The organism is Achromobacter sp. SX5, assembly GCF_056711425.1.
The window spans coordinates 1037055-1051232 of sequence record NZ_CM160041.1; the positions used below are offsets into that span (position 1 = coordinate 1037055).

Consider the following 14178-nt stretch of genomic DNA (forward strand, 5'->3'; position numbering starts at 1 on the left):
TTGATGACGCGCAAATCCACGCGATAAAAACATTGTGAAATATTTCACAAAACTTAGACTGGGGTTTTCCCTTGGTTCAACCTTGGAACCCCATGACTGTTTTTCGCATCAATTTCGGCAATCTCTCCATCGGCGCCCGCCTGGCCCTGGGCTTTGGCGCGGTGCTCGCCCTGCTGCTGGCCCTGGCCGGCACGGCGCAGTACAAGCTCGCGCAGATCGAGCGCATCAATCAGGCGATCATCCAGCAGACCTGGGCGGGCGCCAGCGCGGTATCGGTCATCGACGTCACGACGCGCGCCAACGCGCGCGCCAATCTGGAATTGATCGTCGACGCCGATCCGGCCGCTTCTGAAAAGCGCTTTGTCCAGATCGACCAGAACCGCCGCACCATAGACCAGGCGCTGGCCGCGTTGCGGCCCTTGTACGCGTCGGCGCAGGACAGCGCGCGGCTGCGCGCGCTGGAAGAGGTGCGCGGGCGCTACGTGCGGTCGTTCCAGGCGGTGGGCGCGCAATTGAAGAATGGCGAGCGCGATGCGGCCCGGCAGCGGTTGCTGGAAGAAACGCTGCCCCTGCTCGACAGCCTGCAGAACCACATCGTCGAACTGTCGCGGCTGCAGGCCGCCGAGATGCGGCAGGCCGGCGAGGCCAGCCAGGAGATCACGCGGCAGGCGGAGCGGCTGAACCTGGCCCTGGCCGGCATCGCGCTGGCGCTGGGCGCGCTTTTCGCATGGCGGGTCGCGCGGTCCGTCACGCGGCCGCTGGCGCGCGCCGTCAAGGCGGCCGAGTCGGTGGCGGGCGGCGACCTGAGCCAGCGCATCGAAGCGGGCGCGGGCGACGAAACCGGACGCCTGCTGCACGCGCTGCAGGACATGCAGGACAGACTGGCCGGCGCCGTGCGCGCCATCCGCGGCGGGGCGGAAACCATCTCCAGCGCCTCGGGCCAGATCGCGGCGGGCAATGCCGACCTGTCCAGCCGCACCGAGGAGCAGGCGGCTTCGCTGGAAGAGACCGCCGCATCGATGGAGGAGCTGGCCTCGACCGTCAAGCAGAACGCCAACAACGCCAGCCAGGCCGACCGCCTCGCGGCCGGCGCCTGCGCCATTGCCGAGCGCGGCGGCAGCGCCGTGTCGGCGGTGGTCGGCACCATGCAAGAGATTTCCGCCAGTTCGCGCAAGATCTCCGAGATCGTGTCGGTGATCGACGCGATCGCGTTCCAGACCAACATCCTGGCGCTCAACGCCGCGGTCGAGGCCGCGCGCGCGGGCGAGCAGGGCAAGGGCTTCGCGGTGGTGGCGGGCGAGGTGCGTTCGCTGGCGCAGCGCAGCGCGCAGGCCGCGCGCGAAGTCAAGGCGCTGATCGAGGATTCCGCCGGCAAGGTCGCCGACGGCTCGCGCCAGGCGCAGGAGGCCGGCGCCACGATGCAGGAAGTGGTGGCTTCGGTGCAGCGCGTGACCGACATCATGGGAGAGATCGCGGCGGCTTCGCGCGAACAGGCCAGCGGCATCGAGCAGGTGAACCGCGCCGTCGCGCAGATGGACGAAGTCACGCAGCAGAACGCCGCGCTAGTCGAGCAGGCCGCGGCGGCGGCCGGGTCGATGCAGGACCAGGCGCGCGAACTGGTGGGCGCGGTGGGAGTGTTCCGGCTGACGGACGACGCCGGCCGCGGCCAGCAGGACGCGCCGGCGCGGCTGCGAGCCAGGTTGTTGCCGGCCTAGGCGGGCGGCCGCGGGCGCGCTAGAAACGCGGATTCTTGCCGAACGGGACCTCGTCGTCCGTCGGTTTTTCGAAGGTGGCGGTATCGCCGTTGAGGTCGGCGACGTGGATCTGCGCGAGCCGCGTCGCCTCTTCGATCGCGATCTGCGCGGACGGAAAGCGCTCGTCGATGGCGATCCGCTCTTCGGCGGCCGCGCCGGGCGGCGGAATCAGCATGTAGCCTATGCTCCAGGCGCCGTCCTGGTTGACCGGATGTTCGATCTGGAAATCCCACTTTGCTTGTTCCATGGTGCCTCCTGTCGACGTTTTTCATGCTACTGCGGTCGATGTGGCCCTTAAAAGCAGAAAGGCCGGCGCCACCGCGCCGGCCTTGCGCATGATCGCGCCGTGGTCTAGCCGCGTCTTGCGGTCAGCCACTGCTGCGAGGGCAGCGGCTCGGCGGCGATGCGGATTTCACCGATGCTGCCGAAAAAGCCGTCGCTGCGTTCGCCGTCCCAGGAGCCGGCGCCCACCACCCACGGCATGGCGGCCGACACCGGGGCCAGGCCGGTGGCGTTGCCGGAGTTGCGCAGCGCCGGCGCGCCTTCGATGTACATGATGCTTTCCTTCGCGGCCGGGTCGGCCACCACGGCGATGTGCACCCAGCTGTCGGCCATGATCTCGCCGGACCAGCTGGCCTGCGGGGCGCGCGCGCCCGCCTGCGGCGTGACCACTTCCCACTGGATTTCGCGCAGGCTGGAGACCGCGAACAGCAGCGGCGGCGATTCGCCGTCGCCGCCGGAGAAGCCCGGCACCGCGTCGCGCCGGCCGTCGCGGGTCATGATGTTCATCCATGCGTGCAGGTCGGAACGCCAGTTCTTGTCGATCTTCACGAACGCTTCGACCGTGTAGCCGGTGGCGGCGAAGTCCATGGCGTTGAGCGGCGCGGCGGCGTCGGTCAGGAAGTAGCTCAGGCGCTGGGCGTTCTTGTCGGTGTTGGCGAATTGCACCGAGCCGGGGGCGGCGGACAGGAAGTGCTTGTCGTCGCTCCAGCGCACGTCTTCGAGCTGCGCCGTGCGCACGCCGGGTTCGGCGTTCAGGGCCGCGCGCCGCAGCGGGTTCTGGCCGGCGCGGTCCTCGATGACCTGGCCGGCCGCCACGGCCTGTCCGGCCGCGCCGCCGGTGAAGCGCCAGTGCGCCACGGTGCTGGCCACCTTGGGATAGTCCTCGGGATCGGCCGGGGCGCGGGCGACCTCGACCTCGGGCTCGGTGTAGCCGGCCAGTATCATCGCGCTGGCGGCCTCCACCAGCGAGCCGCGCAGCTGCGCGCCGGGCTTGAACTGCTTGTTGAATCCGGAGAAGCGGGCGGCGAAGTCCATCTCGATGGTGAACTGCTCGTTGGCCGTCTTCAGCACGGCCTGGTCGAACTGCGTCAGGGTGTCGCGCGGCTTCTGCACCACCCACGGCGAGAACGACAGCACGTGGATCTGGTTGTGGGTCAGGTCGAATTCATACAGGCGCATCAGGCCGTTGCCGCCCTGGTAGGCCATCTGGTAGTCGACCACCATGATTTCGACCTTGTTGCCGAAATCGTTGACGCGGGTCTGGTGCGCCGCGCCGTGATGGTGGCCGTTGAGCGTCATGAAGATCTGGTCGTTGTCGCGGATCAGGCGCTCCCACAGCATGTTGCCGTAGGCCGTCTCCAGCGGGCTGACGCCGTCGCGGTCGATGTTCAGCAGCTGGTGGTTGACCAGGATGACGGGCAGGCCGGGATTTTCCTGGATGACGCGGCGCGCCCACGCGATGCCGTCGTCCGAGATGCGCCACGACAGCGACAGCACCATGAACTGCTGCCCCTCGGCTTCGAACACGTGGTATTCGTGGAAGCCGCTGGCGTCGCGGCCGCGGAAGGTGCTCATGCGCTTGGCGCGGGCGGGGTTGAACCATTGCAGATAGGGCTCGTCGGCCAGCACGCGCTGGGCGTCGGTGCCGCTGGCCTGGCTGGAGGCGTCCACGTATTCCAGCGAACGGAGCACGTCGTGGTTGCCGGCCAGCACCGAGTACGGAACCTTGGCCGTTTCCAGCACCCGCATGGCCTGGTCGGCCACTTTCCACTGGTCGGGCTTGCCGGCCTGGTCCACCACGTCGCCCAGATGGGTCACGAAGGGAATGTTCAGCGCCGCCGCGTTGGCGGCGATCCAGTAGGTCTGCGCCATGTAGGGTTCGCTGCCGAACTTGCGGCTGTACTGGCTGCTTTCCGCCAGCGTGGCGTAGCGGGCGTAGAACTGGGTGTCGGGCAGCACCGCCAGCGCGAAGCGCGAACCCTGGGTGGCGTCGGGGCCGGGTTCGGGCTGGGGCTGCGGCGTTTCGCCGCCGCTCTCGCCGCCGCCGGCGGCGGGATCGTCATCGTCGTCGTCGCCGCCGCAAGCGGTCAGCAGCCCCGCGCCGGGGATCAGCGCCGCGGCCAGGCCGCCGCGGAGGAAGTTGCGGCGCGTGGGCGCCGGCAGGCCGGTTTCTTCATCGAAGGTGGACATCGCAAATCCTGAGTGCACGTGAAAGGCCGCATTTATATTCGTGCGGAGTGACGCGCCAATGACAGGATTTGTCCTAGATAACGATGAGGCTCCGGCTTCAGCCCAGGTGCTCGACGTTGCCGCAGACCGATATGCTCTGGCCGCTGATCATCGCGCCTTCGTCCGAGCACAGGAAGGCTACCTGGTTCGCGATGTCCTCGGGACGGGTCATGCGCCGCAGCGATACGCCGGACAGCAGCTGCGCGCGCATCTCGTCGTTGCTGACGCCGCCGGCGGCGGCGCGCGCGGCGATGATGCGTTCGACCCGTTCGCCCGCCACCACGCCGGGCAGCACCGAATTGACGCGGATGTTGGACGGGCCGAGCTCCATGGCCCAGGTCTGGGTCAGGCCGGCCAGCCCGAACTTGCTGGCGCTGTAGGGCGTGCGCAGCGAAAATCCAAGACGGCCGGCCACCGAAGAGATGTTGACGATGGAACCGCCGCCGGCCGCGCGCAGCATCGGCACCGCGCTGCGCGCGCACAGGAAGGTGCCGGTCAGATTCACGTCCAGCGTGTTGCGCCAGGCCTCCAGCGTGGTGTCTTCGAGCCGGCTGGTGGGGCCGGAGACGCCGGCGTTGTTGACCAGCACGTCGAGCCCGTCCCACTTGTCCTTCAGCACGCCGAACAGGGCCTGGACCTGCGCTTCGGAAGACACGTCCGTCACGCTCATGCCCAGCCCAGGATGGCCGTCGGCGGCGGCGCGGCAGGCGGCCTCGTCCACGTCGCAGGCGTGCACCTCGGCGCCGGCCTGCAGGAACCGGCGCGCGATCGCCAGCCCGATGCCGTTCGCGCCCGCGGTGACCAGGACGCGCTTGCCCTTGAGCGATGCATTCATGGTGGGGGTCTCCGTCATGCCGCGAACTCGGGCCGCACGCCGCCGGCGCGCGGCAGTCCCATGATCTCCCGCGCTTCGGCGGGCGTGGCCGGCTCCATGTCGAGTTCGCGGATGATGCGCACGATTCTCTCGGTCAGCTGTACGTTGGTGGCCAGCTCGCCGTGGCGGTAGTACAGGTTGTCTTCCAGCCCGACCCGCGCATGGCCGCCCAGCAGCAGCGCGCTGATGTTGGCCTCCAGCTGCGAGGGGCCGATGCCGCTGACGCAGAACACGCTGTTTTTGGGCAGCAGGTCCACCATCATCTGCAGGTGGCGCGGCGAGAACGGCATGGCGTTCTGGAAGTTGCGGTGCACGTTCATGACCAGATTGATGAAAGGCGGGCCGTCGTCCAGGCCTTCGCCGATCAGCGTGGCGGCGTCCTGGATGATGTGCGTGGGGCTGAAGACCTCCCATTCCGGCTTGATGCCGCGCGCCTTCATGCCGGCGGCCAGTTCGCGCGCACGGCTCAGCGGCGTGTTCATCAGGTACTCGCGGCCGTCGAAGGCCAGGTTCAGCGTGGTGGCGTCCAGCGTGCACATTTCCGCGCCCGCGTCCATGCCCTTGAGCCGCTCCTCCCAGAGGATCTCCCAGGTGCCGGGCGTGGTCTCCCTGACCATGTCGCCGTGCACGCCGCCGCCGGTGGAGTTGTTCAGCACGATATCGCAGCGGTCGCGGATGAGCCGGTTCATCTCGCGGTAGATCGAGGCGTCGCAGGTGGCCTGGTCGTCGGGCCGGCGGGCGTGCAGGGCCGCCACGCTGGCGCCGGCGTTGTAGCAGCGGTAGACGTCCTCGGCGATTTCGCGGGGCTGGGTGGGAAGATGGGGATTCTGGCTCTTGAACGCCATGCCGCCGGTCGGGGCGATGGTCACGATCACTTTGCGTTTTGCCATGGCGTGCTCGCTATTTCCACAGGGCGCAGCGGCTTTCCGACTGCTTGGTGAAGGCTTCGTTGCCGTCGATGGTGCGTACGACCTTGAAATAGTCCCAGGGTTCCTTGGACTGTTCCGGCGTCTTGACCTGCAACAGATACATGTCGTGCACGACACGGCCGTCGGGCCGCACCACGCCGTTTTTGATGTACATGTCGTTCAGCTTGTTCGCGCGCAGGTGGGCAAGCACCTTGTCCGCGTCGTCGGTGCCGGTGGCCTTGACCGCGCGCAGGTACTGCAGCGCGGCCGAGTAGTCGGCCGCCTGCAGCGAGGAGGGCATGGCCTGCTGGCGCTTGTAGAACTCCCGGCCCCAGGCGCGGGCGTCGTCCGAGGCGTTCCAGTACCAGCTGTCGGTCAGGTACATGCCCTGGGCGGTGGGCAGGCCCATGGCGTGGACGTCGTTGATGAACATCATCATGCCGGCGAGTTTCATCGTCTGGGTGACGCCGAATTCGTTGGCCGCCTTGATCGCGTTGATGGTGTCGGCGCCGGCGTTGGCCAGGGCCAGGATTTCGGCCTTGCTGCTTTGCGCCTGCAGCAGGAACGAGGAGAAGTCGGCCGACGACAGCGGATGCTTGACCGCGCCCAGCACGGTGCCGCCGCCGGCCTCGATCACGGTGGTGGTATCGGCCTGCAGCGCGTGGCCGAAGGCGTAGTCCGCAGTCAGGAAGTACCAGGACTTGCCGCCGGCCTTGACCACCGCGCCGCCGGTGCCGCGCGCCTGGGCGACGGTGTCGTAGGCGTAGTTCAGGGTGTAGGGCGTGCACTGCTCGTTGGTCAGCGCGGGCGAGCCCGCTCCCACCACGATGATAGGCTTTTTCTTGTCGGCGGCGACCTTGGACATGGCCAGCGCCGTGCTGGAATTCGTGCCGCCTATCAGCATGTCCAGGCCGCGCTGGTCGAACCATTCGCGCGCCTTGGCCGAGGCGATGTCGGGCTTGTTCTGGTGGTCGGCCACCAGCAGCTCTATTTTCTTGCCGTCGATCGCGCCGCCCATTTCCTCTATGGCCATCCTGATGGCCTGGGCGCCGCCGGGGCCGTCCGGGCCCGAATACACGCCGGAAAGATCGGTGATGAAGCCGATGCGGATGACGTCATCCGAGAACTGCGCCTGCGCGCCGCCGGGCGCGGCCAGCAGGAGGGCGCCGCAGGCGGCTGCGGCGGACATCGCGTGCGACATTGACAACATTCATGTCTCCTCTTATGTTTTTTGGCCGATGAGCATTCTTATTCTGTGGTCGGACCCGCCGCGCGGACAGTCACCATGGTGACAAAGAAGCCTAGGGTTTACCTGGGCGGGCGCCACAGCCTGATGAGGAAACAATGGGCATGGCGTCTGCGGACAAGAGGGACCAGCCGTTGCGCAACGGGCCACGTCAGGCGCAGGCGGCGGTGGACAGGATGCTGGAGGTGGTGCCCTGGTATAACGGCCTGCCGCCGGCCGAGCGCCAGGAGATCCGCGCCGCGCTGCGCGTGGTGTCGCTAAGGAAGGGCGAATACCTGTTTCGCGCGGGTTCGCGCTCGCCGGGCTGGTACGGTGTGGTGGACGGCCTGGTGAAGTGGTCGTCCAGCGGCGCGCAGGGAAAGACGCTGTCGCTGGCTGGCTTCAGCACCGGAAGCTGGTTCGGCGAGGCCACCATGATCCGCGGCGCGCGCTTCGAGTACGAAGTGATGGCCTTGCGGCCGAGCCGCGTGGTGGTGCTGCCGCGCGACCTGTGCGAACGGCTGTGGAAGCAGAACATCGCGTTCACCCAGGCGCTGATGCTGCATCTGGCGCAGCGCGTGGACTGGCTGATGGCCAGCTATTGCGGCAATGTGCTGCTGGACGTGGACACGATGGTGGCGCGCGCGGTGGCGGCGCAGCTCGCGGCGGAATCGCACTCCGACACCGGCGGGCGCCTGAAGATCTCGCAGGAAGAAATCGCCAGCCTGTGCGGCGTGTCGCGCCAGCGCTGCAACGCCGCCCTGACGCGCCTGGCGCGCGCCGGCGTGCTGCAGACGCGTTACGGCGGGCTGACCATCCTGGACCGCGACGCGCTGCATCATTACGCGCAGATCGGACGCGCAGACGGGCCGGAAAATCTGCCGTAACCTGTTCACATGACCGATTCAGATGCTACGCGGGCGGTTTCGCCGTCCAATCGCTACGACAAGATGGAGTGGGCGGGCGCCTTCGGCGACCTGGGCACCCTGATTCCGTTCATCGCGGCCTATATCGGCGTGCTGGGCATGGACCCGTTCGGCATTCTGTTCGCCTTCGGGGTGTCGATGCTGGTTTGCGGCCTGTATTACCGCACGCCCATTCCGGTGCAGCCCATGAAGGCCATCGGCGCCGCGGCCTCGATTCAGGCGGTGCAGACGGCGGTGGTCACGCCGGGCGCGGTGCAGGTGGCCGCGCTGGTGACCGGGCTGGTGTGGCTGGCGCTGGCGCTCAGCGGCGTCATGCGCCACGTGGCGCGCTGGGTGCCGGCCACGGTGGTCTACGCGATCCTGATGGGGCTGGGCGTGGGCTTCATGCTGCAGGGCGTGAAGATGATGCACGGCGACCTGCTGGTGGCCCTGGCCGCGGGGGCGATGGCGCTGGCGCTGCTGCGCAGCCGGCGCATGCCCGCCATGTTCTGTCTGCTGCTGTTCGGCGCGGCGCTGGGGCTGTGGCGCCAGCCCGAGCTGCTGGACCGCCTGCTGGCGACGCCGCCGGCCCTGCGCCTGCCGCAATGGACGCTGTCGGAGGTGGGCTGGGATCAGGTGTTCGTGGCCATCGTGCTGCTGGTCCTGCCGCAGATTCCGCTGACGCTGGGCAACGCCATCCTGGCCATCAGCCACGAGAACAACCGGCTTTTTCCCGAACGCCCGGTGTCCGAGGGCACGATGGCTTTTTCCACGGGGCTGATGAACTTGTTTTCCGGCCTGAGCGGCGGCGTGCCGATGTGCCACGGCGCCGGCGGCATGGCCGGCCACGTCGCGTTCGGCGCGCGCACCGGCGGCTCGGTGGTGATACTGGGCGGGCTGCTGCTGGCGCTGGCGCTGTTTTTCAGCGGCGCGGTGGCGACCCTGTTCGAGCTGTTTCCGCCGGCGGTGCTTGGGGTGCTGCTGTTCATCACCGGCCTGCAGCTGGCGGTGGGCAACGGCGCGCTGCCCGAGGCGCGCGAGGAACGCGCCGTGGTGCTGGCCGGCGCCGCCGTCTGCATCTGGAACGTGGCCGCCGGCTTCCTGCTGGGCTGTGCGCTGCACTACGCGGTGCGGCGCGGCTGGCTGCGCCTGTAGACGGACGCCAGCCGCTATACTGGCGCCATGACCGCAAGGCCGCTCGCTCAGCGGCCGGAACTCGTGAGTACGATGATAAATAAAAGCCAAATCACTGGGTTGATCCTGGCCGGCGGACGAGGCAGCCGCATGGGAGGCGTGGACAAGGGCTTGCAGAATTTCCAGGGCATCCCCCTGGCCATGCACGCCCTGCTGCGCCTGGGGCCGCAGGTCGGCGAGATCATGATCAACGCGAACCGCAACCTGGCGGCCTACGAATCGCTGGGCGCGCCGGTATGGCCCGACGCCAGCGCCGATTTCGCCGGGCCGCTGGCGGGCTTCGCCGCCGGGCTGGAGCGCTGCGAAACCGAATACCTGGTCACCGTGCCCTGCGATTCGCCGCTGTTTCCGCCGGACATGGTGGAGCGGCTGGCGGCCGGGCTCGAGCACGCCGGGGCCGACATCGCCATGGTGGCCACGCGCGAGGGCGGAGCGGTCCGCGCGCAGCCGGTGTTCTGCCTGCTCAAGACCTCGCTGCTGGGCAGCCTGCTGGCGTTTCTCGATAGCGGCCAGCGCAAGATCGACGTCTGGACCGCCAGCCATGTCTGTGTCGAGGTGCTGTTCGAGGACGCGCATGCGTTCGCCGGCGCCAACACCCTAACCGAACTGCAGCAGCTTCAATCATGAGCACCGATCGTCCCGCGACCCTCGCGGCCATCGCTTCCTGTGTCGATGGCTATGACCCGAACGCCCTGCCCATCGGGCAGGCGCGCGAATTCATCGACCGGCTGGTGCCGCGCCTGAGCGCCACCGAGGTGCTGCCGCTGCGCGCCGCGCTGGGCCGCACACTGGCCGCCGACATCATCTCCGACATCGACGTGCCGGCGCACGACAACTCCGCCATGGACGGTTACGCGCTGCGCGGCGCCGACCTGCGCGCCGACGGCGACACCGTGCTGCGCATCGCCGGCAGCGGACGCGCGGGCGAGAATTTCACGGGCCAGGCCGGGCCGGGCGAATGCGTGCGCATCATGACCGGCGCGGTGATGCCCGCCGGGCTGGACACCGTGGTGCCGCAGGAATTCGTGCAGGTGCAAGACGGCGCCATCGTCGTGCCCGCGGGCATGCTGCGCGCCGGCGACAACCGCCGCCTGGCCGGCGAGGACCTGGCGCGCGGCGAGCCGGCGCTGGCGGCAGGGCGCATATTGCGGCCCGCCGACATCGGCATGCTGGCCTCGCTGGGCCGCGGCGAGGTGGCCGTGCGCCGCCGCGTGCGCGTGGCGTTCTTTTCCACGGGCAGCGAACTGCGCTCCGTCGGCCAGCCGCTGGACGAAGGCTGCGTCTACGACAGCAACCGCTACACGCTGTGGTGCATGCTGCAGCGCCTGGGCGTGGAAGTGCTGGACATGGGCGTGGTGCGCGACGACGAGGCCTCGCTCGAAGCCGCCTTCGCCGCCGCGGCCGCCAACGCGGACGTGGTCATCACGTCCGGCGGCGTGAGCGTGGGCGAGGCCGACTACACCAAGAAAGTCATGGCGCGCCTGGGCGACGTGCTGTTCTGGCGCATCGCCATGCGACCGGGGCGGCCGCTGGCCATCGGCCGCATCGGGCAGGCGATCCTGTTCGGCCTGCCGGGCAATCCGGTGGCCGTGATGGTCACTTTCTACGCCCTGGTGCGCGACGCGATCCTGGCCATGGGCGGGGCCGCGCCGCAGGCCCTGCCGCTGCTGCGCTGCGTGACGCCCAAGGCCATCCGCAAAAAGCCCGGCCGCACCGAATACCAGCGCGCCATCGTCACGCGCGCCGAGGACGGCGGCTGGCAGGCGCACATCACCGGTTCGCAGGGCTCGGGCATTCTGCGCAGCATGAGCCAGGCCAACGGCCTGCTGGTGCTGGGGCACGAGCAGGGCGACATCGCCGCGGGCGCCTACGTGGACGTGCTGCCTTTCGACGGCTTGATCTGAGGCGCCGCATGACCCGAGTGATAGGTTTCGCCGGATGGAGCGGCGCGGGCAAGACCCAGCTGCTCACGCGCCTGATTCCCGTGCTGAAGGCGCGCGGCCTGAGCGTATCCACGCTCAAGCATGCCCATCACGCCTTCGATATCGACCACCCGGGCAAGGACTCCTACCAGCATCGCGAGGCGGGCGCCTGCGAGGTGCTGGTGGCGTCTTCGACGCGCTGGGCGCTGATGCACGAATTGCGCGGAGCGCCCGAGCCGGGGCTGGGCGAGCTGCTGGGCCATATGCGCGCGGTGGACCTGGTGCTGGTCGAGGGCTTCAAGCGCAGCCCGCACCTGAAGATCGAAGTGCACCGGGCCGCCAACGCCAAGCCCTGGCTGTATCTGGACGACCCCAGCATCGGCGCCATCGCCAGCGATGCGCCGCCGCCTGCCGAAACCGGCTTGCCCTGGGTCGGCCTGGACGACTACGAAGCCGTGGCCGACCTGGTCCAGGCGCATGCCTGGCCCCTGGAAAAGGTGCTGGCGGCCACCGCCGGCGCCTATTGATTCGCGTTGGGGAAGAACAGCTGCTGGCCGTTGATCTTGTAGCTGGCGATGGTGTCCTGGCCGGCCTTGGAGGTGACCCAGTCGGCGAACTTCTGGGCCGCCGCCGCCTTCACGTGCGCATGCCTGGCCGGGTTCACCACCATCACGCCGTACTGGTTGAAGAGCCGTTTGTCGCCCTCGACCAGCACCTTGAGGTCGCCGGGGTTCTTGAAGCTGAGCCAGGTGCCGCGGTCGGACAGCACATAGGCGTTCATCGACGAGGCCATGTTCAGGGCCGGGCCCATGCCGCAGCCGCATTCCTTGTAGCCGCCGCCCTTGTCGTCCAGGCCGGCCTGTTTCCAGTAGCGCAGTTCGGCCGCGTGCGTGCCGCTCTTGTCGCCGCGTGAGATGAAGGGCGCGTTGGCGGTCGCCAGCTTGCCGAGCGCGGCGACGATGTCCTTGCCCCTGGCGCCCGCCGGGTCCGGCGCGGGGCCGATCAGCACGAAGTCGTTGTACATCACCGGATAGCGCTTGACCGCGTAGCCGTCGGCCACGAATTTCTCTTCGGCCGCCTGGTCGTGCACGAACACCACGTCGGCGTCGCCGCGGCGCGCGGTGTCCAGGGCCTGGCCGGTGCCTTGCGCCACCACCTTGACGTCGATGCCGCTGGCCTTTTTGAACGCCGGCAGCAGCTGCCCGAACAGGCCCGACTGTTCGGTCGAGGTGGTCGAGGCCATGGTGATGGTCTCGGCCCGCACGGGAAGCACCGCGAGCGCGGCCGCCAGGCCGGTGAGGGCGACGCCGCAGCGCAAGGGTGTGAGCGGATTCATAGGATGCGTTCTCCTTTGAGGAACAGGCTTGCGGTTTCGGGCAGGGGGCCGTTGAAGAAATCGTGCACGGGCAGATCGACGAGCACCCGGCCGTGGTCCAGGTAGATGACGCGGTCGGCCAGGCGCTGCACCTGGCCCAGGTTGTGGCTGGCGAAGATCATGGTGGCTGCTTTTCCGGTGGCCGATTCGCCGGCGCTGAACCGCTGCATCAGGTTCTCGACCTCGCGCTTGGAGTGCGGGTCCAGGCTGGCGGTGGGTTCGTCCAGCAGCAGGGCTTCGGGGGCTTGTGCCCAGGCGCGCGCCAGCGCCAGGCGCTGCTTCTGCCCGCCGGACAGGCTGCGCGCGTTTCGCTCGGCCAGCTCGCTCATCTCGACCTGGCGCAGCGCCTGGGCGGCGCGCTCGCGCGCCTGGCCCCAGCGCGTACCGCGCAGCCACAGCCCGAGCGCGACGTTGTTCAGGGCCGAGGCGCGCAGCATGTAGGGGTGCTGGAACAGCATGGCCTGGCGCGTCGTGGGCAGGCAGCGCGCGCTTCCGGCGCTGGGGCGGGCCAGGCCGTGCAGCACGCGCAGCAGCGTGCTCTTGCCGCTGCCGTTGGCTCCGACCAGCGCCACGCGTTCGCCGGCGGCGATGCTCAGGCGCACGCCGCGCAGGGCCTGCACGGCGCCGTAGCGCAGGTCCACGCCGTCCAGGTCGAACAGCGCGTTCATAGCGCCTCGCGCGCCAGCGCGGCGGCGACGCCGGCGTCGCGCTGCTCGTGCCAGCGCCGCGCCATGGCGCCCAGGACGTTGAGCGCGAGCACCACGGCCAGCAGCACCAGGCCCAGCGCCATCGCCATCGGCAGGTCGCCCTTGCTGGTTTCCAGCGCGATGGCGGTGGTCATGACGCGGGTATAGCCGTCGATATTGCCGCCCACCACCATGACCGCGCCGACCTCGGAGATCGCGCGCCCGAAGGCCGCGATCACGATGGTGACCAGGGCGAAGCGTTCGTCCCACAGCAGCAGCAGGCCGCGCAGCAGCGGCGGCGCGCCCAGCGAACGCAGCTGTTCGCCGTGGTCGGCTTCGGCGTCGCCCACGGTCTGGCGCACCAGCGCGGTGACGAAGGGCAGCACGAGTATGGTCTGGGCCAGCACCATGGCCTTGAAGGAAAACAGCCAGCCCAGGAAACCCAGCGGGCCGGAGTGCGACAGCAGCAGGTAGACGATCAGGCCGACCACCACCGAGGGCAGGGCCAGCGAGGTGTTGAGCAGGGTCAGCACGGCCGGCTTGGCGCGGAAGTTCACCACGCTCAGCCACGCGCCGGCGGCCATGCCCAGCGTACAGGCCAGGATACAGGCCGTCACGCTGACGGCGAGCGAGCGCCCGACGATGGCCAGCAGCGTAGCGTCGAGCGAAACGATGAGCCGCAGCGCAGTCTGCACGCTCTCCGTAAGAGTATTCATGCGTGTTGTCCCTGTCTCCCCGGACGAGGGTATCGCATGCCTAGGCGGCGAGCCATATGAAGGGAATTGCATAGCGCCGCACGCGGCTTTGCGCTACGCTTTCCTGCA

The 14178-nt window shown here is 68.9% G+C and carries 14 protein-coding genes; 6 read left to right on the forward strand and 8 right to left on the reverse strand.

The window, feature by feature from the left end; translation table 11 throughout:
- Positions 1-92: 92 nt before the first annotated feature.
- The gene (locus AC1M14_RS04720; protein ID WP_479731112.1) at positions 93-1715 is read left to right on the forward strand and encodes a methyl-accepting chemotaxis protein; all 1623 of its coding nucleotides are present in this window, start codon (positions 93-95) and stop codon (positions 1713-1715) included.
- Positions 1716-1734: 19 nt separating this feature from the next.
- On the opposite strand, the gene AC1M14_RS04725 is transcribed toward AC1M14_RS04720, so the two are convergent.
- The 5 genes from AC1M14_RS04725 to AC1M14_RS04745 all read right to left on the reverse strand — a co-directional run bounded on the left by AC1M14_RS04725 (position 1735) and on the right by AC1M14_RS04745 (position 7257).
- On the reverse strand, positions 1735-2001 hold the full coding sequence (locus AC1M14_RS04725) for a hypothetical protein (RefSeq protein ID WP_102773892.1): 267 nt from the start codon (positions 1999-2001) through the stop codon (positions 1735-1737).
- Positions 2002-2105: 104 nt separating this feature from the next.
- On the reverse strand, positions 2106-4226 hold the full coding sequence (locus AC1M14_RS04730) for a LamG-like jellyroll fold domain-containing protein (protein WP_479731113.1): 2121 nt from the start codon (positions 4224-4226) through the stop codon (positions 2106-2108).
- 97 nt (positions 4227-4323) lie between these two features.
- A complete protein-coding gene (locus tag AC1M14_RS04735; protein ID WP_102773890.1) occupies positions 4324-5100 on the reverse strand; it encodes an SDR family oxidoreductase in 777 nt (258 codons plus the stop codon).
- A 14-nt stretch (positions 5101-5114) separates the two neighbouring features.
- On the reverse strand, positions 5115-6029 hold the full coding sequence (locus AC1M14_RS04740; protein ID WP_102773889.1) for a beta-keto acid cleavage family enzyme: 915 nt from the start codon (positions 6027-6029) through the stop codon (positions 5115-5117).
- 10 nt (positions 6030-6039) lie between these two features.
- Complete coding sequence (locus AC1M14_RS04745; protein WP_111825776.1) at positions 6040-7257, reverse strand: ABC transporter substrate-binding protein; 1218 nt, start codon at positions 7255-7257, stop codon at positions 6040-6042.
- Between the two features lie 140 nt (positions 7258-7397).
- Here AC1M14_RS04745 and AC1M14_RS04750 point away from each other — a divergent pair, with 140 nt between their 5' ends.
- The 5 genes from AC1M14_RS04750 (at position 7398) to mobB (ending at position 11820) form a co-directional block, all read left to right on the forward strand.
- A complete protein-coding gene (locus AC1M14_RS04750; RefSeq protein ID WP_479731114.1) occupies positions 7398-8159 on the forward strand; it encodes a Crp/Fnr family transcriptional regulator in 762 nt (253 codons plus the stop codon).
- 9 nt (positions 8160-8168) lie between these two features.
- Positions 8169-9332 carry a putative sulfate/molybdate transporter gene (locus AC1M14_RS04755; protein WP_479731115.1) on the forward strand — a complete coding sequence of 388 codons (1164 nt, stop codon included), beginning with the start codon at positions 8169-8171 and terminating at the stop codon, positions 9330-9332.
- Positions 9333-9404: 72 nt separating this feature from the next.
- Complete coding sequence (mobA, locus tag AC1M14_RS04760) at positions 9405-9998, forward strand: molybdenum cofactor guanylyltransferase MobA (protein ID WP_111825774.1); 594 nt, start codon at positions 9405-9407, stop codon at positions 9996-9998.
- Entirely contained in the window at positions 9995-11275 is a 1281-nt protein-coding gene (moeA, locus tag AC1M14_RS04765; protein ID WP_479731116.1) for a molybdopterin molybdotransferase MoeA, read from the forward strand. Before mobA ends, moeA begins: the two co-directional genes overlap by 4 nt.
- A gap of 8 nt (positions 11276-11283) precedes the next feature.
- A complete protein-coding gene (gene mobB, locus AC1M14_RS04770; protein ID WP_479731117.1) occupies positions 11284-11820 on the forward strand; it encodes a molybdopterin-guanine dinucleotide biosynthesis protein B in 537 nt (178 codons plus the stop codon).
- On the opposite strand, the gene AC1M14_RS04775 is transcribed toward mobB, so the two are convergent.
- The 3 genes from AC1M14_RS04775 to AC1M14_RS04785 are packed head-to-tail and all read right to left on the reverse strand — an operon-like array spanning position 11814 to position 14070.
- On the reverse strand, positions 11814-12629 hold the full coding sequence (locus tag AC1M14_RS04775; RefSeq protein ID WP_479731118.1) for an ABC transporter substrate-binding protein: 816 nt from the start codon (positions 12627-12629) through the stop codon (positions 11814-11816). The two genes, mobB and AC1M14_RS04775, sit on opposite strands and share 7 nt — an antisense overlap.
- A complete protein-coding gene (locus AC1M14_RS04780; protein WP_209165656.1) occupies positions 12626-13336 on the reverse strand; it encodes an ABC transporter ATP-binding protein in 711 nt (236 codons plus the stop codon). The genes AC1M14_RS04775 and AC1M14_RS04780 overlap by 4 nt, the downstream gene beginning before the upstream one ends.
- Entirely contained in the window at positions 13333-14070 is a 738-nt protein-coding gene (locus tag AC1M14_RS04785; RefSeq protein WP_111825771.1) for an ABC transporter permease, read from the reverse strand. The genes AC1M14_RS04780 and AC1M14_RS04785 overlap by 4 nt, the downstream gene beginning before the upstream one ends.
- Positions 14071-14178: the final 108 nt, after the last annotated feature.